The sequence below is a fragment of the Paenibacillus elgii NBRC 100335 genome (assembly GCF_004000865.1).
Taxonomy (GTDB): domain Bacteria; phylum Bacillota; class Bacilli; order Paenibacillales; family NBRC-103111; genus Paenibacillus_G; species Paenibacillus_G elgii.
Window position 1 is genome coordinate 128,081 of record NZ_BIMB01000012.1, and the last position, 18,535, is coordinate 146,615.

18 protein-coding genes and 1 pseudogene are annotated in these 18,535 nt (G+C 41.8%); 13 read left to right on the plus strand and 6 right to left on the minus strand.

Annotated features, from left to right (window positions below; all coding sequences use genetic code 11):
* Nucleotides 1–42: 42 nt before the first annotated feature.
* Both PEL01S_RS11890 and gloA2 read left to right on the plus strand, forming a co-directional pair.
* Nucleotides 43–477, plus strand: a complete 435-nt coding sequence (locus tag PEL01S_RS11890) for a DUF350 domain-containing protein (RefSeq protein WP_063177805.1) — start codon at nt 43–45, stop codon at nt 475–477.
* Between the two features lie 46 nt (nt 478–523).
* Complete coding sequence (gloA2, locus tag PEL01S_RS11895) at nt 524–913, plus strand: SMU1112c/YaeR family gloxylase I-like metalloprotein (protein WP_127460444.1); 390 nt, start codon at nt 524–526, stop codon at nt 911–913.
* A 415-nt stretch (nt 914–1,328) separates the two neighbouring features.
* On the opposite strand, the gene PEL01S_RS11900 is transcribed toward gloA2, so the two are convergent.
* The gene (locus PEL01S_RS11900; protein ID WP_063177809.1) at nt 1,329–1,538 is read right to left on the minus strand and encodes a YrzA family protein; all 210 of its coding nucleotides are present in this window, start codon (nt 1,536–1,538) and stop codon (nt 1,329–1,331) included.
* Between the two features lie 563 nt (nt 1,539–2,101).
* Between PEL01S_RS11900 and PEL01S_RS11905 the strand changes: the two genes are divergently transcribed.
* The 3 genes from PEL01S_RS11905 to PEL01S_RS11915 all read left to right on the plus strand — a co-directional run bounded on the left by PEL01S_RS11905 (nt 2,102) and on the right by PEL01S_RS11915 (nt 4,474).
* Nucleotides 2,102–3,448: a lytic polysaccharide monooxygenase gene (locus PEL01S_RS11905; protein ID WP_127460445.1), complete on the plus strand. Its 1,347-nt coding sequence runs from the start codon at nt 2,102–2,104 to the stop codon at nt 3,446–3,448.
* Nucleotides 3,449–3,635: 187 nt separating this feature from the next.
* A complete protein-coding gene (locus tag PEL01S_RS11910) occupies nt 3,636–3,836 on the plus strand; it encodes a hypothetical protein (protein ID WP_036688970.1) in 201 nt (66 codons plus the stop codon).
* A gap of 368 nt (nt 3,837–4,204) precedes the next feature.
* Complete coding sequence (locus PEL01S_RS11915) at nt 4,205–4,474, plus strand: YolD-like family protein (protein WP_063187496.1); 270 nt, start codon at nt 4,205–4,207, stop codon at nt 4,472–4,474.
* Nucleotides 4,475–4,507: 33 nt separating this feature from the next.
* Here PEL01S_RS11915 and PEL01S_RS11920 read toward each other — a convergent pair whose 3' ends face one another.
* On the minus strand, nt 4,508–5,761 hold the full coding sequence (locus PEL01S_RS11920) for an MFS transporter (protein WP_063187498.1): 1,254 nt from the start codon (nt 5,759–5,761) through the stop codon (nt 4,508–4,510).
* Between the two features lie 349 nt (nt 5,762–6,110).
* Between PEL01S_RS11920 and PEL01S_RS11925 the strand changes: the two genes are divergently transcribed.
* A complete protein-coding gene (locus tag PEL01S_RS11925) occupies nt 6,111–6,776 on the plus strand; it encodes a GntR family transcriptional regulator (RefSeq protein WP_127460446.1) in 666 nt (221 codons plus the stop codon).
* Between the two features lie 80 nt (nt 6,777–6,856).
* Here the strand turns inward: PEL01S_RS11925 and PEL01S_RS11930 are convergent, their stop codons facing one another.
* A complete protein-coding gene (locus PEL01S_RS11930) occupies nt 6,857–7,498 on the minus strand; it encodes an alanine--tRNA ligase-related protein (protein WP_127460447.1) in 642 nt (213 codons plus the stop codon).
* A gap of 38 nt (nt 7,499–7,536) precedes the next feature.
* The gene (locus PEL01S_RS11935; RefSeq protein WP_127460472.1) at nt 7,537–8,094 is read right to left on the minus strand and encodes a helix-turn-helix domain-containing protein; all 558 of its coding nucleotides are present in this window, start codon (nt 8,092–8,094) and stop codon (nt 7,537–7,539) included.
* Nucleotides 8,095–8,298: 204 nt separating this feature from the next.
* Between PEL01S_RS11935 and PEL01S_RS11940 the strand changes: the two genes are divergently transcribed.
* Nucleotides 8,299–8,940, plus strand: a complete 642-nt coding sequence (locus PEL01S_RS11940) for a phospholipase D-like domain-containing protein (RefSeq protein ID WP_127460448.1) — start codon at nt 8,299–8,301, stop codon at nt 8,938–8,940.
* Between the two features lie 91 nt (nt 8,941–9,031).
* Here PEL01S_RS11940 and PEL01S_RS11945 read toward each other — a convergent pair whose 3' ends face one another.
* Nucleotides 9,032–9,565 carry a hypothetical protein gene (locus tag PEL01S_RS11945; protein WP_127460449.1) on the minus strand — a complete coding sequence of 178 codons (534 nt, stop codon included), beginning with the start codon at nt 9,563–9,565 and terminating at the stop codon, nt 9,032–9,034.
* A gap of 1,094 nt (nt 9,566–10,659) precedes the next feature.
* Here PEL01S_RS11945 and PEL01S_RS11955 point away from each other — a divergent pair.
* The 6 genes from PEL01S_RS11955 to PEL01S_RS11980 all read left to right on the plus strand — a co-directional run bounded on the left by PEL01S_RS11955 (nt 10,660) and on the right by PEL01S_RS11980 (nt 16,812).
* Nucleotides 10,660–10,926: a hypothetical protein gene (locus PEL01S_RS11955; protein WP_127460450.1), complete on the plus strand. Its 267-nt coding sequence runs from the start codon at nt 10,660–10,662 to the stop codon at nt 10,924–10,926.
* A 509-nt stretch (nt 10,927–11,435) separates the two neighbouring features.
* Nucleotides 11,436–12,164 (plus strand): hypothetical protein, encoded by a 729-nt coding sequence (locus PEL01S_RS11960; RefSeq protein ID WP_127460451.1) that lies wholly within the window; start codon nt 11,436–11,438, stop codon nt 12,162–12,164.
* Between the two features lie 564 nt (nt 12,165–12,728).
* Nucleotides 12,729–13,373, plus strand: coding sequence for a hypothetical protein (locus PEL01S_RS11965; protein ID WP_127460452.1), 645 nt, complete (start codon nt 12,729–12,731; stop codon nt 13,371–13,373).
* A gap of 1,160 nt (nt 13,374–14,533) precedes the next feature.
* Complete coding sequence (locus PEL01S_RS11970; RefSeq protein WP_127460453.1) at nt 14,534–15,766, plus strand: hypothetical protein; 1,233 nt, start codon at nt 14,534–14,536, stop codon at nt 15,764–15,766.
* Nucleotides 15,723–16,241, plus strand: coding sequence for a DUF5939 domain-containing protein (locus PEL01S_RS11975; RefSeq protein ID WP_127460454.1), 519 nt, complete (start codon nt 15,723–15,725; stop codon nt 16,239–16,241). Before PEL01S_RS11970 ends, PEL01S_RS11975 begins: the two co-directional genes overlap by 44 nt.
* A gap of 10 nt (nt 16,242–16,251) precedes the next feature.
* Nucleotides 16,252–16,812: a hypothetical protein gene (locus tag PEL01S_RS11980; RefSeq protein ID WP_127460455.1), complete on the plus strand. Its 561-nt coding sequence runs from the start codon at nt 16,252–16,254 to the stop codon at nt 16,810–16,812.
* Between the two features lie 38 nt (nt 16,813–16,850).
* Here PEL01S_RS11980 and PEL01S_RS35690 read toward each other — a convergent pair.
* Nucleotides 16,851–18,032: pseudogene (locus PEL01S_RS35690) on the minus strand (IS3 family transposase).
* Nucleotides 18,033–18,535 lie beyond the last annotated feature (503 nt).

An 18,535-nucleotide genomic window follows, 5' to 3' on the forward strand; every position in this document is an offset into this window, starting at 1 on the left:
ACAGCCTTATATTACTAACATTTATTGAGGAGTTGGAGTTCGTTGGAACAGTTCGGAAATATTCTTAACTTTTTGATGTATTTGGGCGTGACCGTCCCGCTTATGGGACTCGGCATTTTACTTTTTAACCTGACGACGCCGTACAATGAATTTGCGCTCATCCGGGAGGGCGGCGATTTGTCCGATCCCGGTAAAGCGGCGGCCGCCAAAGCTACGGCTTACGATCTCGGGGGTAAAATGATCGGCCAAGTGCTCGTTCTCGCGTCTGCGGTATATCATTCGGTCGGTCTTGTCGATTTAATTATCTGGGGGCTCATCGGGATCGCGTTCCAGATTATCGTGTTCTACTTGTTCGAACTGCTGACTCCTTTTAAAGTGCTGGCCGAAATTCCGAAGGGCAATGTGTCCGTTGGTATTTTCTCGTTTTGTTTGAGTCTGGCGTCGGGTCTTCTACTGGCTTCGTTAATCAGCTATTGATCGGACGACATCAAGTTTGGTTCCGAAGGAGGCTGTGCATAACATCATGCTAAAGCTGAACAACATTCACCATGCCGCGGTCATTTGCTCGGACTACGAGAAGTCGAAGCATTTTTACGTCGGCGTGCTCGGACTGACGGTTATCCGGGAAACGTATCGGGCGGAACGCCGGTCGTATAAGCTTGATCTGCGGGTCGGGGATAGTCATCAGATTGAACTATTCTCGTTTCCGGACGCGCCGGAGCGTCCAAGCTATCCGGAAGCAAGAGGTCTGAGGCATTTGGCCTTCGAGGTTGACGATATCGAAGCGGCCGTCAAGGCTTTGGAAGCCGAAGAAATCGCGGTGGAGCCGATTCGTGTCGATGAGACCACGGGAAAACGATTTATGTTCTTTTTCGATCCGGACCAACTGCCCTTGGAGCTGTATGAAAAATAGAGTATGCAAGGAAGCAAGACTCGTGCGCTGCGCACGGGTCTTTTTTTTGCAGAAAGGGTTTACTTGCGGATAAAAATGGGTAAAAAGTTGTAGGTTTGTTTCGATATAGTTCAAAAAGCTCATTGAAATTTAACAAGGACCTAAAAGATTCCAAACATAATTTTGCTATGCTTGCCTTATCATCACAGAAGCTCTTGGGCGCAAGGGGACAATGATGGAGGTGCGGCGTATGGAAGGAAGATTTTCGATAGGAGTCATGTTCGGGGTACTGGTGAGCGTCCCGCTGTGGCTGTCGATGATCGGTTGGTACAGACTGGTCATGGCGGGCATCGGGTTGTTTATTTAAATTCTAGCCATCGGCCGGAGGGGCCGATGGTTTTTTGTCGGTATGAAGCTTTGGTCTTGGCGAGATTCGTTATTTTTTCACTTTAAAATGAACGACGGCGCTGTACAGCATTTTCCCGGCATTCGGATCGAACACCACTTGATGGCTGATCGAGAACACGTCCAGCAGCAGCGCTTTGTTATTCTCGATTTGCGCGTCGATTTTGGCTTCGAGCGTTTTCAAATCGTAGGCTTCGAAAAATTCAATTTTGTTCTCGATTCTGTCTAAAGTAAAACTCATCGTTATTCGCTCCCGGCTGCATATTTTGGCTTAAACTAAATCTACCAAGCTCTGTCCTTGATTGCAACTGCGTAAGAGAGCTCCCTTTGCGGAAAGAAGGGCTCGATTGCGCTTTTCGTTTATTAGGCAGCAGGGCATGAGTCTTTTGTCCCTTTTTTGTTGAATTTGTGGAGAAAAGTAATTTCGTGTTAGATCATGGGCTATATTGTAATTTTTTGAGTGATATATTATTATTACTATATATTTACTATTCATATAATTCCAAGTACTATGAGTGGATTACATAGTCCTGCTATGATCCGTTGGCCATACGATCATTTTAACGCAATCGCTTACATCAAGTTCCCCGCATCGCGCCATATATAGACTCTTTACGAGTTTATATAAAACATAGAATAGAAAGGAGGATATGCAATACCTACAAGAGCTTCCACACACGGGATCACAGCTATATTCTTAGATGGAGAGGAGGTTTGATCGAGCCGGCGATAGTGAACGATTGAATGGAAAATGCCTAATCGTAGTTGTCCTTACCGACCCCAAAAATAAGGAGGTAACAATATATGATACAGCTTCGTTTACCCCAACATTCCCTATCCAAATTGCTCGTTGCCAGCGGCATGATGCTGCTGATGGCCGTTATCATGCTGCTATTCTCGGATCGGGCCTTTGCCCATGGTTATGTTGAATCGCCAGGAAGCCGCGCCTCTTTGTGCAAGCTGGGGCAAAATAAGAACTGCGGAGCGATTATTTATGAGCCGCAAAGTCTGGAAGCGCCGAAAGGGTTTCCGCAGGCCGGGCCTGCCGACGGCAAAATCGCCAGCGCAGGCGGAGCTTTTCCGGAGCTTGACCAGCAATCCGCTACACGCTGGAGCAAGGTACCGATGACGGCAGGGACGAAAACGTTTACATGGAAGCTGACTGCCGCTCATGCGACATCCACTTGGAAGTATTACATGACGAAGCAAAACTGGGACCAGAACGCCCCGCTTAGCCGGGCCTCGTTCGACCTCACGCCGTTCTGCTCCGTAAATTACGGCGGAAAGCAGCCTCCTTCCACGTATTCCGATACGTGCAACGTTCCTAGCCGGACCGGATATCAAGTCATTCTGGCTGTTTGGGAAATTGCCGACACGGCCAATGCGTTCTATAATGTCATCGACGTGAACTTCGGAGGAGATCCTTCGGATAATCAGCCTCCTACCGCACCGACTGGTTTAAGCGCTTCCAACCTTACAGCAACGAGCGTATCGCTGGCATGGAACGCATCGAGCGATAACGTCGGAGTGTCCGGCTACAAAATTTATAACGGCTCGACGCAGATTGCCGCCGTCTCCGGCTCGACTTTAAATTACAACGTCACGGGGCTGACCTCGAATACGTCGTATACGTTTACGGTTCGTGCCGAGGATGCCGCAGGCAACGTCTCCGGCGCAAGCAACGCCGTCACGGTGACGACTCCGGCCGTACCTGTAGACAATGAGGCGCCTACGGCTCCGACCGGCTTGCACGTGATGGGCACTCCGACTTCTTCCAGCGTTCACCTGATGTGGAGCGCATCGACGGATAATGTCGGGGTAACGGGCTACCGGGTATATCGTGGAACCACTTTAGTGACCACGGTTTCGGGGACGACGCTCGAATACACAGTTACGGGGCTGACGCCGGATACGTCCTATACGTTTACGGTTCGCGCAATTGACGCCGCCGGCAACGTATCGGCCGACAGCAATGCTGTAAATGCCAAGACGGCTTCCGGTCCGGCGGTTTCCGCATGGGCGCCGAACACAGCTTACACGGTAGGTACGCTTGTCACGTACAACGGCAAAACGTACGAGTGCCGTCAGGCCCACACCTCGCTGGTGGGCTGGGAGCCGTCCAACGCAGCTTCGTTGTGGTTGCTGAAATAATCGGACAAGATGTTTTACCAAGGATAGTTTGTCAGAGTCAACTTCTGACGAGCTATCCTTTTTTCAATTTGGAAGACCTTGCGCATCATTATGCTGTATTATCCAGTATAAACCAAATGGACTATTGCGTGTTCGTATTTTGTTCGTATATAATACAAACAAATGTTCTTATTTGGAGGCGAACGTAATGGAAAGATACATTGGCCATATCATTGAAGTTATTTATTTGGATATCGACAATAAGACCAAGCAGCGGAGAATTGAGGTCTTGATGGTTGAGAATGGTCTCGTCAAAGCATTTTGCCATCAACGGCAAGCGCTGCGGATGATTCGGATCGAAAATATTTTAGCGGTGAAGCAGGTTTCCGTGTCATCGAGGGTATCGTGAGCCGCTGGGAAAAAAGAAATCCGGTCCGGCAGACCGGCGAAATCGGATCATAAAAGTAGAATTAAGACGCAAATGGCAGCTAATAGAGCTCGCAGACGTGACCGAGGTGGAATTTATTGATGACAGATGTTGAAAAGAAAGTGCTTCGAATCTTATGGAATCTATACAAAACAGCTTGGGTAAGGCCTGATGTCAAAAGGATTTCGTGGCTATCCGGCGGCACGGTGGAGCAACTGCGAAAAATTGTATTTTGCCTTGTCAAGGACGGTTACGTAGAAGTTCGCAGGGACGAGCTTCGGGTTATACAAGGCTTAGAGCAAGGGGCATCGCAATAGATTGAAGATGAATTTGAAGAGGAGAGGGAAATCATGATAGGCTTACCGACGTTAAGCAAGAAACACGCTGCGCAACGTCCGACAAGAGACGAATTTGAATTGGAGGAGCTGGGAAACCAATTGTTCGAGGCTCGAGAAGAGGGAGCCGAGATTTTTTTGACCGTATGGGGAATGGACGAGCAGGTGCGGGGACGAATCAGCAACATGGACCCGCGAACCCGGCTGGTACATGTAGAGTGTGACGGCGATACGCTGAAAGTTCCTTATTTGGATATCATGAATGTGGAGAGCCCAAGGGATTGATCCTTGGGCTTTTCGTCTATAAAAAACGGTCTGCTAAGCGATCGATGACTTGCCGGCCTCACGAACCGAAGCTCGCATTTTTTTATCGGAAGGAAGAAAGATCGTCAATAATCCGATCAACGGAAGGTAGGCGCAGCAATAAATCACGAAGTCAATGCTGGTCGAATCGGCAAGATTGCCCAAGATGGCCGAACCAATCCCCCCTAAGCCAAAGGCCAGTCCGAAGAAAATCCCGGAAACCAGTCCAACTTTTCCTGGCAGCAAGTCATTCGCATACACCATGATAACGGAGAAAGAGGAAGCCAGAATCATGCCCGCCATAAAAATCCAGATCACGGAAAAAGTCAGGTTCGAATACGGAAGCAGCAGTGAGAAGGGGGCCGTTCCCAAAATGGAGAACCAAATCAAGCTGAGCTTGCTAAAACGATCGGCCAGCAAACCGCCGAGCATCAGCCCGATCACGTTCGCTGCCAGAAAAACAAACAGAATAATTTGTGCCTCAGCCATGGAAACTCCAAAACGATCGATAGCGAAAAAAGCGTAGTAGCTGCTGATGGCGGCGACATATAAATTTTTGGAAAAGACGAGAATCATAAGAATGGTAATGGCGAGGATGACGTACCCTTTTGAAACGGTTGGAGCCATCGGGCCGGCCTCCCGGGGAGCCTCCGTCTTCTTCGCAGGAGACAGCCGCCTTCCATACCAGCCGGCGACATAAAACTGCGCGATGAATCCGATGCAAACCAGAATGGCCAGCCAGACCACGCCTTGCTGCCCCGTGCGCACAAACAGGAACGCGGTGATGACAGGGGCAATAGCTTGCCCGATAAAGCCGCCGAACTGAAAAATCGACGATGCCATGCCTTTCTTCGGACCGGCGGCGATGAAGGAAACGCGCGCCGACTCTGGATGAAATACGGCCGAGCCAAGGCCGATCAGCATAACGGCCAGTATCACGACCCAGAAGTGGGCGGCATAAGCCAAAGCAACGACTCCAATCAGCGTAAAGAGCATGCCGATGGGCAGCATTTTAGGCTTGGGCCGACTGTCGGTATAGATCCCGATAGCCGGTTGCATGACCGCCGCCGTTAAATTAATCATCAGTGAAATGAGACCGATCTGCGAGAAGTTGAGCGATAGCGAATCTTTGAGAATTGGAAAAAGAGACGGAACGATGAACTGAATCGTATCGTTCAGCAAATGAACCATGCTAATAATCAACAAAATGGGATAGATGGTTTTCATCGCATCGGATGACGGATGAATCGTATTTGTTTTAGTTGCCATGTCGTTTTCTCCCCACGAGTTTCTATATTTCGGATGCATCTCAAGAGCACTTCATTTTATCGTGAAGCCCCGGCGTTCCTCCTTTCGCAAAATCATCAAACGATAATGATTATTATTATCAATACAAATTTGTTAGCCAACCCCTTTCCTGACCAAGTAGGGTAATTTAACCCTCTGGAACAATATACATATGCGATATATCACATATTAATGTCTTGTCTATCATGTGTCAACTCTTTCTTTCCAAGTATTTTTCTTGTAATGTTAGGGGGAAATTCGATTTGCATTGTTCGGGCAAATTGCGATATATTAAATATCGAAATATTGCCTGCCAAGAGGTGAGACTCCTATGCCTATTCCAAAGGACTATTTAACACCCGTCCGTTTATCCGCAAAAGATAAAACTTTGGCTCAACTCCAGAAATGGATCATCGAAGGAACCATGCAGCCGGATGAAAAATTAAACGATGCGGAAATCTCCGCAGCTCTCGGTGTAAGCAGAACGCCTGTAAGAGAGGCTTTGCAGATCCTTGAAATGCAGGGACTCGTTCAAATGTTCCCCGGCAAAGATACGAGGGTAACGACAATCGACAAAACGAATATTTTAAAATTGTACCCGACCCTTGCGGCCCTGCATGCGCTAGCTGCCGAAACCGCCGCCCGACTAATTCAGCCGGAGCAGGTTCGGCAATTGCATGAATTAAACGATTCCTTTGCCAAGCACGTTGAAGACAATGATTTGTATCAGGCGGTCGAGTACGACGAGAAGTTTCATAACATGATCGTTGATATTTCGGACAATCCGTACATCGTTTCTTTCAGTTCTTCCTTACAAATGCATATTCGGCGGTATAAGTATATTTTTCTAAAACGACCGCTTGGAGAATCACAAGCCGCTGCCCAGGAACACCGGGAAATTATCGGCGCATTGGAAGCGCATGATTCCGAAGGGGCCGCGCATTTCATGAAAAAGAATTTGTTAAGACCTCTGGAACAGATCCAGCAAATTCTTTGACAAAAGGTAAAAGAAAAAAGCTCAGGAAACTCTCGACGATACGAGGTTTCTTGAGCTTTTTGGTTGGTCAAAGCTGCGCGCTATTCGCTTATATAGATTTCGATTCGTTCTTTTCCTTTCCCGATATTATTGCGTTTTAGTTTGATTTCTCCCACTTCGCCGGTTTTTTTCAAATGAGTTCCGCCGCAAGGAACCCGTGAAAAACCTTTGACTTCCCAATACCTTCTCCCATTTTCTTCGTCGCTGAAGGCGCTAACGATGTCGAGATTGGCCTCGATGATTTTTCGGGATTCTTTCTCGATGAAAGGGAAAGATTGTGAAATGTTCTCATGCCATAGGAAATCGATTCGGGCTTTATCTTGAGCAATATGAGCGCCTATTTTTTCGATGCCCTCTAAATGCTTATAGGCCAGTTCTAATATAACCTCCGCTGCAAAATGAAGCCGCATCAGCCTGTAACGGCGATTCCAATCAATGGTCATTGCCACTTGATTGCCGACTTTCAAGCCATGCCCTTCTTCCAGGGTATAAATGATTTCTTGTCCGTCTTTCCTTGCTTGTTTTACTGAAAACCCGCCAATCATTCCACTATCGCTTTCCTGGCCGCCAGAGAAAGCATAAAAGATAGTTTGTTCCACGGTAATGTCATCGCCATTTGCGCTGGTGACGCGAGTATTCAGTTCGGTTAGGTATGGATTTGTCCAAAATACTTTTTCAACCATAGCAGCACTTCCTTATCCATCGTGATCACATATCAGTATTATGCTTCCGGATAATGCATAACCACTTGCAGGATAACATTTTCGTCCGTTTCATTCCTATATTTGTGCGAAACGTTTCCAGTAAACCGTATCGCTTCTCCTGCAAGCAGAGTATACGTGTCATCCCTAATGCTGATTTTAAATTCCCCCGAAATAACCGTAATGTACTCCTGGACACCCTCATTGTGCGGCGTAGAAACATAGCTGCCTTTAGGCTTCAATACAATCGTGAACATTTCAATTTGAGTTTGCGGATTGAATGGAAACAATAAATAGACTAGGCAATTGCCGTTATCCTCTGTTATATCGGGCGCATCCTTTCGCTTCACGATCGATATTGCAGATTCGTCTTCTTTGATGAGGGATGAAAATGAAATATTGAGTCCGGTAGCAATTTTCCAAACGGTGGTTACGGTCGGCTGTGTATCCCCGCGTTCGATCTGATGCAGCATACCTTTGCTAACCCCGGTCAAATCCGCAACTTTATCCAAACTCAACTGTCTTTGTTTTCTCACACGCTGCAAGTTGTGACCTATCCTGAGGTGAATAGCATTCATTTTTTTCACGCGCCTCTTTTTGTTTAGTATATTATACAATTATAACAATATAAAAAACAAATTCACGATGGGCCACTTTAGTTTGCCGCATCAAAATAATATAATGAATCCCTCTGGCTAGAGTGAATTTTTTCTTTTCTTGTCGAATTTGTGGAGGCATTATTATTCATGCTATCATGGGGAAAAATGGAAGGGAGATAGATTATGAAAAAGTATCTCGGACTCCTCGCCTTGGTGATCACGATCGTGAATGCAGGTTGTACGCAAGCAGAACCTCCAAAAGTAAATGCGGCTCCTGAGCAGAATACCGCGCCGGCTACAGCACCGCAAGATACACCAAAAGAAACAGCTAAACAGCAAGTAACAACGAATGCAGAGTTTGCTTTTACGAAAGCGGATCAGCATCCTGAAAAGATTCTGATCGATGTCATTAGCTCGGCGAAGGAGACGCTAGATGTTGCGATCCACAGCATCACGCATCCGGATATTGTAGCAGCTATCCGGGACGCTAAGAAACGCGGCGTAGCAGTGCGTGTGATTACGGACAAGACCCAATCCGAAGGGAAGGCGCAGGGAGAGGCATTGAAGATCCTTGGCAGCGCGGGGATTCCGATGAAGATCAACAGCCACACCGGCCTGATGCACCTGAAGGTGACGATCGCAGATAAGAAGGTCGTAACAACCGGTTCTTACAACTACTCCAAAGCAGCAAGCACAACGAACGATGAGGTTCTGGTCGTGATCCGGGAGGAAGGGGCAGCAAAAACATTTACAGATGAATTCGAGAAGATGTGGAACGATACGAAAGGTTTTAAGCCGATCGAGAAAAAGACCGCAAAGAAATAAGCGACCGAGCTAAAATAAGAGAACATCAAAAGAGTCCCGTCCAGTCGATCAACTGGTCAGGGACTCTTCCACTTTGGGGAGGTAAAAATGTTTAATCTAAATCAACTGCATCTGCTAAATTCCATTTGGGTGAATCGTTTGAAGAAGAAAGAGAAGTCTTTTGGTCATCTTTCTTAAGATCGGCCACATGAAGTTTTCCGTCTGCCCGCTGCCAAATAACCTTAGCCTCAGAGTTTTTATTGTTAATAAGAATTCCATATGCAGAATCACCAGGTTTATATGCTTTCTTAGCTTCGAACAGACTCATGTGAAAACTTTGAGCTTCAACTTTAGATAGTTGATCTGTGTAATCTTTTCCAATGTCAAAGCCTGCATATAATTTCCATTCATTCTCGTTTGCAAGAAGCTGCTTTTGTGTTAACTTTTGTTTACCTTTCTCCCATTCAGCATAAACTCGATCAAGAACTTCTTTTGCTTCTGTTTCTTTCCATGGACGGTCATCAGGTTCAAATCTCTTATTAATTGTATTTTCAGGCACATTATCTTGAGCATCAACTGCAAGCGCCGCACCGGCTAATGAAACAACCAAGGTAAGACCTATTCCTACGAGTAATTTTTTCGACATGGTAAAACTCCCCCTGTTTTATTAATTCGTATAAGTGTGTTCTTAGTTAATTGCTTCAACGTGCCGGTTAAAGGACCTTTCAAAAGCAGAAAAGATTATGTATCTCATTTTCGGTTTACAATATATGTATATTTTTGCATAGACACGAATGAATGTAAATGATAATTTGTTTAGTTATAATTGAAAAAATTAATTGGCGAGAAAGGGAAGTGGCTGCCTATCATAAAACGGACGTACCAGGAGCTGAACGTAAGGAGGGCACGGCAGCAGCAGCGAAGATGTCTTACCTGTCGGCAATTCATTATTGCATTGCTGCTGCTGCGAAGGAGGAAGCTGAGAGAAAATTTAAAAGCACGAAAATGAGCTAATTTCTCTTAAACTAATCCCAAAGATCACCCAAAATCTACCGGTCCACCTATAACCTGTAACTGAAAAGCGCCCGACAAAGGTTGGAAAAAACCAAAAGCGGTTCCCATTCGTAAGCCAAACAAAAGTGTTTCGATACAAGCAACGGGAAATGGCTCCGGGGTCAACAGCAAAAGCAGAAATGGGGGGTTCAAAAGGTGGAGGAGGGAGTGTAGGCCCTTGTTGTACAGTCGTTCCAGGCGGTGGTCCAAATGGAGGCATAAACGCCATTCGATGTCACTCCTTTTCTAAAGTGGGCTAATGCAATATATGTAGGAGAGCATTCTTCGGGTTGGACCAATGCCTATATTTATCGCGGTGGTTTCAATTCCTCTTAGATTTGATCGAAACTTGAGCATAAACCAGACGGAGGAAGCACCAGCGAACTGATCCTTTCTTGTTGATTTGAAACTATAAGCCTACTCCCAGAGGTATAACGAAGGAACACGGACAAGGCGCCGTCCATTTCCGATAACGAATGCAGCGGCTCAGGTTACTTACGCACATTGAAATGATAGCTGGCTAAACGGGTTGCCCTGTTGTCTTCGATACGAAATGTAATGAATTGCGAGTTGCGGCTCAGTTTCTTCGCACCGGGATTAGGGGAGATACAGACCCGATGAGCAATCTTATATTTTGAAATTGTCTATACTTATTAGAAGGGAGTTTTATATGAAAAAAATTATATTTTGGCCTTGCTGTCGGCATTAGTTATTAGCTCCATTGTACCAGCTGCATATGGAGAACAAGTAAAAAAACGTGAAGAATGCTTATATGTTGATACCGTAGAAGATGTGTACAAGAACGAAAACGATGTTCCGGAGGAACTTGAATTCTGGTATGGTAAGTGTGGTGGTATTTTGAAAAAATATAAACAACGTTACGAGCCACAATATGGTGGCTGGGTTGGTACGTATCGAGAGGTTGGCTTTATTACCCGGAGATATGATCAGTGAGGGTCTATATCCCGCTGATTGAGTTCCGGGAGACGAGACCCGCCAAAACCTTCTCAGATGAAAATTGCAAATAAATGACTTGGAATCCCGCCAATTAAACTGGTGGGATTTTTCATTTTGTATGATCGTAATAGATAACCGTTCCCTTTAATCTCATCTAAACCTTGTCACTATATTATATAAACGTTTAGACAAAATTCATCGTCCCACAGGATTTTCTAGGCGTTTGGGGTGTTCATGCGGTCGCATTGAATAGATTTGCTATACGATCGATGTCCGTGTCTGACGTGTATTGTGTACCATTTGACTGGTACTTGTGGTTAGACAATGAAGGATATGGGAACATAGGTACCTAAATTTATCAAAAATGTAAGGCGAGATTAGACAAATTATGGTATGATCTGACATATAGGACTATTTGCTTATAGTTTAGGAACAAAGGTGATCTTATTCTAAAAGTTATTGAAACGCTTCTGCTGATTTTTTATATTGGGACATTGTTGTTCTACTTGGATTTGTATTTCCGACTTGTCTTACAAAAACTTGTATTAAAATTAGATTCACAGGATAGATTTCTGCCTGTAGCTTTTTTTCTTAGAGGTGCTTTCCTATACATAGTCAGCCTATCTGTCCCAAAAGATTGGTCGCTTGGTTATTTTGATTCTAATTATTTATTGCTTATATCTGCGATTCTGTTGGGAATAGCTAGTTTTTATCTTTCAAGCAATATGGTATTAAACAGTGATCATAAATTTTTTTTACTCAAAATTTTAAAGGCAATGCTTGTTTTCGTTGTGGTAATGCCATTATTAATAGGAGTACCTCTCACACTGCTATGTATAGATTTGTTACTTAAAACAGGCTATAAACCTAGTCTTCTTTCGATTACATTAATTTATTTGTTTTTCATGCTTGTTCCCCAGATGGCTTTAATGATTTTAGAATTTAGAAAAAAAGACGAGAAACGGTTACGATTCATTAAGATGTCAGTAGAAGGTGTCTCAGCCTTCTTTCTAATCGCTGGCTTCTTTTTGAAATATGCGTTTAACATTGATGCAGACTTGTCAAGGATACTGTCTGAAACAGCCTTCATTAAGGAATTTATTCAGCAAAAACCGTTAGAAAAGATGAGCGACAATATTATTTTATATATGGTGACGCCTCTTTCATTTCTTGGTCTTTGCATCAAATATTTTTGCGAATATCGTTTGTTGATTTTTTCAAATCAAAAGAAATAACTATTTTATTGATATGATGGGTCAAAAATTGGCGCCAGCAGATCTTCCCACCCTAGAAGTATTGCTGGTAAATAACGAGGTGATTTAGAATAGTGCGGCAAGCATATTTGAAAGTAACTTTATTTCCCGGTTGGGAGCAAGTGAAAAATGGTGGAGGAGTTACTTTCGTACCACAGCCTAACGGCGAAGAGAGGCCCTGGAAGTTTCTTACGCTCTGTATCGTAAAGGGAAGCTACCTAGCCCCTAAAAGACTTAGTAGATTTGTGTAAAACCGCAGTTAATCGGGATGAGTTTGAATTAATAGGGGAAACCTCTGGAGAATGCAAATTTGGTTCGTTCGGTAGTGTCGTTTTTCGTTCTCAAGAACTGCCGTGTTACCAGGTATGGCATTTGTCGGATGGGAAAGATTTCATGATTGCTACATATCTATGCAAGGTTCAACCGGAACCTGAGGAAGCTCACGAGGCTCAACTGATTGTGTCGATGTTATGGCTGAACAAAAATAATCATGTTTGACAGTAGTTTTGGACAAACATGTATGCACTACTAACGGAGGTAAATTCCGTGCAAAAGTACTCTTTTCTAAAAATGGAAGAAGTATTCCCTTCCGATAACATTATTGCTAAATGGATTATTGGATTAGGTATTGTACATAATGATCTTTATTTTATTAAGAAAAGGTTAATTGCAAATTATAGAAAAAGGGATGTCAGTATCCAATTAGCCGAACTTCCCTCGCTAGTTAGATTACTTTCTGCCTCCTTAAGAGAAGCAATCTTTTATTTAGAGGAGTCAGAGAAAGAAGAAAAGATTAAAAATTATATCGCAAATTTGCCACAAGATATATTGGATATTTACCAGGAGCTGAAGCCATTATTTCGCAATGGAAACGAAGCTGGAATTTTACAGCGATTGACGAATATCCGAAACGTAACTTTTCATTATTCAAAACCGCATAGAGACGAAATTTCTAGAGCAATCGAGGGAAACAGTGGTTTTTTTATGTACGAATATGAAAGAGAACAGTTTTTGTTTGCAGAGGCCATTAGCAACACAATCATGATTCAGGCATTATTTAAAGAAGACGAGATGGAAGCTCAACAGAAAAGCAACGTTGACGCAATTATTAGACGAATTCATGAGGCTTTCTATCAATATATAAATTTTGCTAACCAAGTAGTAAGGCACTATCTCAAAAATTATTTGTAAAGAACTTATGAAAATAACCTGACAAAGTTTTATAGTAGTAGTGGCGATTGGGTTAAAATTTAGTGAAAATATCACTTCTTGTAAAAATGAAGTAAATAGGGAGAATTATATGGAAGATATCTTGGGTATTGATGTATCAACTGAACTTAATTCCGATACAAAGCTATATAGATACATAAATAGAAAATAAAAAACATACTTAACGAGAGTAATAAGCTGGGAGGATACTTGGGAATCACCATTAAGAAATATACCTGTGAATTTTGATGGAGAAGAGGATGTATACGGAGCTTATTATTCTTTCGAGTGGGTGTTTGGTCAATGCCGGAGCTTAAATGGAGAATCGGATGCTCTTTGGAGGATATATTCGCCTAATAAAGACGGAATTATGATTCAAACAACCGTAGGAAAAATTTAAAAGGAATTGAATGCGGATTTATTTCCCCCGTTTTATATTTTGATGATCTCGGAGAAGCTACCTATAAACTTAGTAACGAAACTCATGTTCAAGAATTTGTTGGTTCATTACTAAACGAAGGGCATTTGAACTTGAAAATGAAGTTAGATTAGTTGCACTTTTTGAAGAAATAAATAATCAAAATCATGTTGAAATTGATGTTAATCCGGGGATCTAATAGACTCAATTACCTTGGATCCTAGATGTGAACAATGGTACTTCGAGACTATAAAAAAAATATTGTTCAAGGTTAAATTTATGTATTCCGCAGAAGTCTACCCTCTATCAAAATAATCTTAACCAAATAAATACGAAGATAAGATTGAGTCGAATCATTGACGTAATAAATGAACCGGGGGTGCAATCTAATTCTTTTTACCAAAATAATGGTATTTCAAATACCAACGTCTGAATGAATAAGTTGAAAAACGCGGTAGTTGTAGATAGTATTATCAAAGGTTTGGAAAACGGGGATGTTAAGCGATCAAATTAACCTCTTGCATTTATTCAGCGGGTAAATGCAAATATTTGTTCGTCTTTAACGAATTAAAATTAAACAATTAATTTACCATTAAGACTTCTTTTCTAAAATTTTTACAAATATCATCAATTTAGTTCGCAACTCCCATAGTAATAATGGTATTATTATACAATAAGGGACAAAGAAATACTTTTATATATTAAATTTATTGAAGGTGATTTTATGTCAATCCAGGCTGAACAATATGAATATAAAAATCCTTTTATAATTCCTAGGGATGTACAGGATGGTTTGAGTAGCGATTCCTTAAGAAGGTTTATAATTGAAAAAAAAATTAATAAACCTTACAGGGGAGGAGACAAAAGAGACAGAGTTAGATTAATTCAAGAAGCTATTAATAACAAAATAATTTCTGAACATGACCTAGAAGTTTTTGTTTCAAAAGAACTAAAACGTGGCAAAAACAGAACCCTGTATATTTGTGAATTAAAATATGAATCCATTAGAAAACTTCAATCATTTTTATACATACAAAGTAAACTTTTTGAGAACGGTATAAAATCAATTTCTACAAGTGAAATATTAAAATCAACAAGACCTGCGAGTCCTAAATTGGCACATTTAAACATAGTAAGGGATCATGACGTTGTTCACTGTGTATCTTTTTGCTATACACATAAAGTTAATCTGAAAAAATTTAGTACAGATGCACCACCACAATTTGATACTGATTTCGTATGGATTGAAATAGATTTAATAAAAGGAATGGTGATTTTTAGACTTCGAGAAAGAAATAACTCTTTTGGTAAAAGTAATGATAAGGCCCTTTTTCTTCATTATTTAAATCAGATGAAATTGATGTTCGATATCCAAACTGAGGGGGCTATTGTTCATAGGAATACTTTGTTCAAGATTTTTAGAGAACTGACAGCAAAAGCCGAGGAACCTTTTAGGAAGAAAACTGCTGTTCTTAATAATGACATCGAAATTTTGACAAGTAACTGTATTGAAAAATTACCATTAAAAGATTACAAAATAATCGAGGATTTCAGAGAACGACTTGAAGGATTAATTCTTCGTTCAATGATCCAAGAGAATTTTCTTGAATATTCCTCATATTCTGAGGGTAAACGTGGACTTATTGATAGATACTATTACACCGATGGAACGGGTGCGTCAGTTAATGCTAAAACCGGCGATGAAAATCGTTCTATTAGTCTGTACCAGATTTATCTTGATACAAAACACTCAATTGATAAGATGCAGTTGATAGACAAATTATGGGTAACATGGTATCGTAAGAAAGATAATCTCTCGCCTTTAGAAAAAATAAGAACAAAACTTGAAGTTTTTAAAGAATGCTACACCATTCATTTTCTGTATGATCATCATAAAGAGGAGGTTGAAAATCATGTTTTTTCCGAGTTTAACGCATTTGAGGAACTACAAGATTGATACCTTCATTATTGAAAAATTAGATAATTGGCTAGCCATCCAAAATAAATTCACATACAATAATCTAAATCCATTACAGTTTGCGCTCGACATAAAAATCAACGAGTCAATTGCTGTAAGTATATTCGCTCTTTGTGTTCAAAAACCCATTAATATTATGAATGTAAAATATAAATTAATCTGTCCAAATTGTTCTGAATTGGATAGATATATATACGACGATTTAAGCGTACTAAATGACGTGACCCTTGACTGCGATAATTGTGGACTTCCATACTACCCTTTAGAATTCAATGAATTTATTGAAGTCTACTTTTCTCTAAATGTTCTCCCTGCACATGATCCGAGCAACCTCATAAAATTAAATGAGAGTACTGAAAAAATTCTGGGAAAGTCTGAAAGCCTTCGGGTGAGTGATATAGATAGATTCTCTCTTCGAGGGCTATTTGATTCTTACGGCAGTACAGCCATCTAAGGGAGAACTTATGAAAAATATTAAAAATCAAGTGATTTTTTTAGCATCATTAGTTGTTTTAATTGTCACCATTTCTATTTCTGTTGGATTAATTATAGCATATCTTCAAGCGGGGAAAGATTGGATAGGATCTTTAATTGGATCATTAGGTAATATTATCGGCGGAATAATTGGAGGCTTCGTAGCATATTTTGTTGCTGCATATCAAATTCAAAAAAATAATGATTTCGAGAAGTTAAAACAAAATGCTCGAAATAAAAATTTATTGACACTAGTAGTAGAAGAACTAACTCACATAAACAAAATTATTTCTATCATGATTAGCCAAGGAAGATTTTCACCAGAAATAGCAAAAAACCAAATTACTATCGGATCTTGGGATGTCTTTAAGGTAGAATCAGCTCTTGTTTTACCAATATATGAGTTTTCTCAGATATCAAGTACATACCGTAGAATCAATATTTTAAAACACTGTTTGGAAGATGATATTGATTTACCAAGATTACAACTAGTAAAAGAAGAAATAGACAGGTGCATTTTGACATTAGAAAGATATCTCGATTCTCTCTAAAAAGAACAAATAAAAGACACTTTGTGCTCATACCCCTTTCAAGTAGACACGAATAAAAAGACACCATTATGCTGCGACCGTACTCGGTATTCCACCGGGGAACGGTCGTTTAGTTTCTTCTGAAAGCGTTCGTGGTTGTAGAACGAGACGTATTCTCGGATAGCCTGTTCCAAGTCAGAGATTGATTGTAGATTGGTAAGATATAAATTTTCGTTTTTCAGATGTGAAAAGAACGATTCGATACAGGATTGTCAAAGCAGTTTCCACGTGGGGAGTGGCTGCCAATTACCCAAGCTTCGTGAGTTTGCGGTAAAACGGCTTTGAAGTGTACTGGAACCCCTAGTCAGAATGTAGGAGAACACTGGTAAGATTTGTTTTCTCAACGAGGATGTCCACTGTTTTCATAACAAGTGAAAGATCGTTTCGTTCGGACAGATGGCCATGCCACAACCTCGTTGTTTTACAGATCCTGGATTGCAGAGAGATATACAAAACGCTCTCCCACTCGAATGTATGTAATATCAGTGACCAATTTACGCAGCGGCGCTTCTACATAGAACTGGCGTTCAAAGCCTATTGGGATGAACAACCGATGCTTGCTTGCCGAAATAGCGTCGCTTTTATCGGATCACGGAACGGAGAGCAAGCTTCTTCATGAGCCGGTAACGCGTTTGTGGTTAACGTGCAGCCCTTCACGTTTCAAAGCCACTGTCATACGCAAGTAGTCAAAGTACGGGTGTAGTGGGTGTATCGCCATAATATGGACTTCCAGCAACTGCTCTTGCAGCACACGGGATTTAGGCTACCCTTTTAACACCATTTGTAATAGCCTGCGCGTGAGACTTCCGCCAGTTTTAGGAGCCATTCCAATGGATACCTTACCCTCATTTCCTCAATGACTTCACACCGACTCGATTTATTCGTCACTCCCCGTGTAGATTTGGATACCGCTTTTTTAAGTACTCGATCTCCCCCCCCTTAAATACGCCATTTCTTCTTCTACGCTTGCGAACTTGGTCTGTCGTCCTTTACGAAAGGCTTCTTGCTCAAATGGTGGCCTTCCCGATAACGCTTCACCCATACTTCTACTGTGTCTTATTGCGAATCCCAAGTTGTCCGGTCATCTCTCTGTACGACATATTCCCCACGGTTACCATTCTAACTGCTTGCATTTTTAACTCTTCAGGATAACTGTTATTCGTACGGCTCCGTTTTCCCATGAAAAAATCCCCTCCGGTCGATAACGTTTAAGTCCTTCTTACCAGATGTCTTTTTTACATTGTCTAGCATGAGGGGATATTACCAATAAACGTGGTGGCGCTTTTTTCATTTTAATAAAAATATTTCAGAAGGAAGATATTGTTATTGTGTGTTCGTTTTTTTGTTCGTATAAAATACAAACAAATGTTCTTTTTGGGGGATGGAAAAATGGATGAAAATAAGGATGCAGGTAAACAGGTATTTTTAAAGTTGACTGAGGAAGATCAACTCGAGCTTTTCGGGTGGCTACGAATGTCTTGCTCAAACACAATTGAGGTGACGATCACCATAGTTGGAGAGCATGAGAATCGGAAAATTGTAGGGGTAGTAACTGGATTAGATACGCGGCAGAGCCTCTTGAACAAAAGAAGGAGGGCTGGGAACTAATTGATCTTACTGTTGTACTCAGCGTAGATTTATAGTGATGAAGATGCTTTAGAATCTTTACAAAACTGTTGGGGGT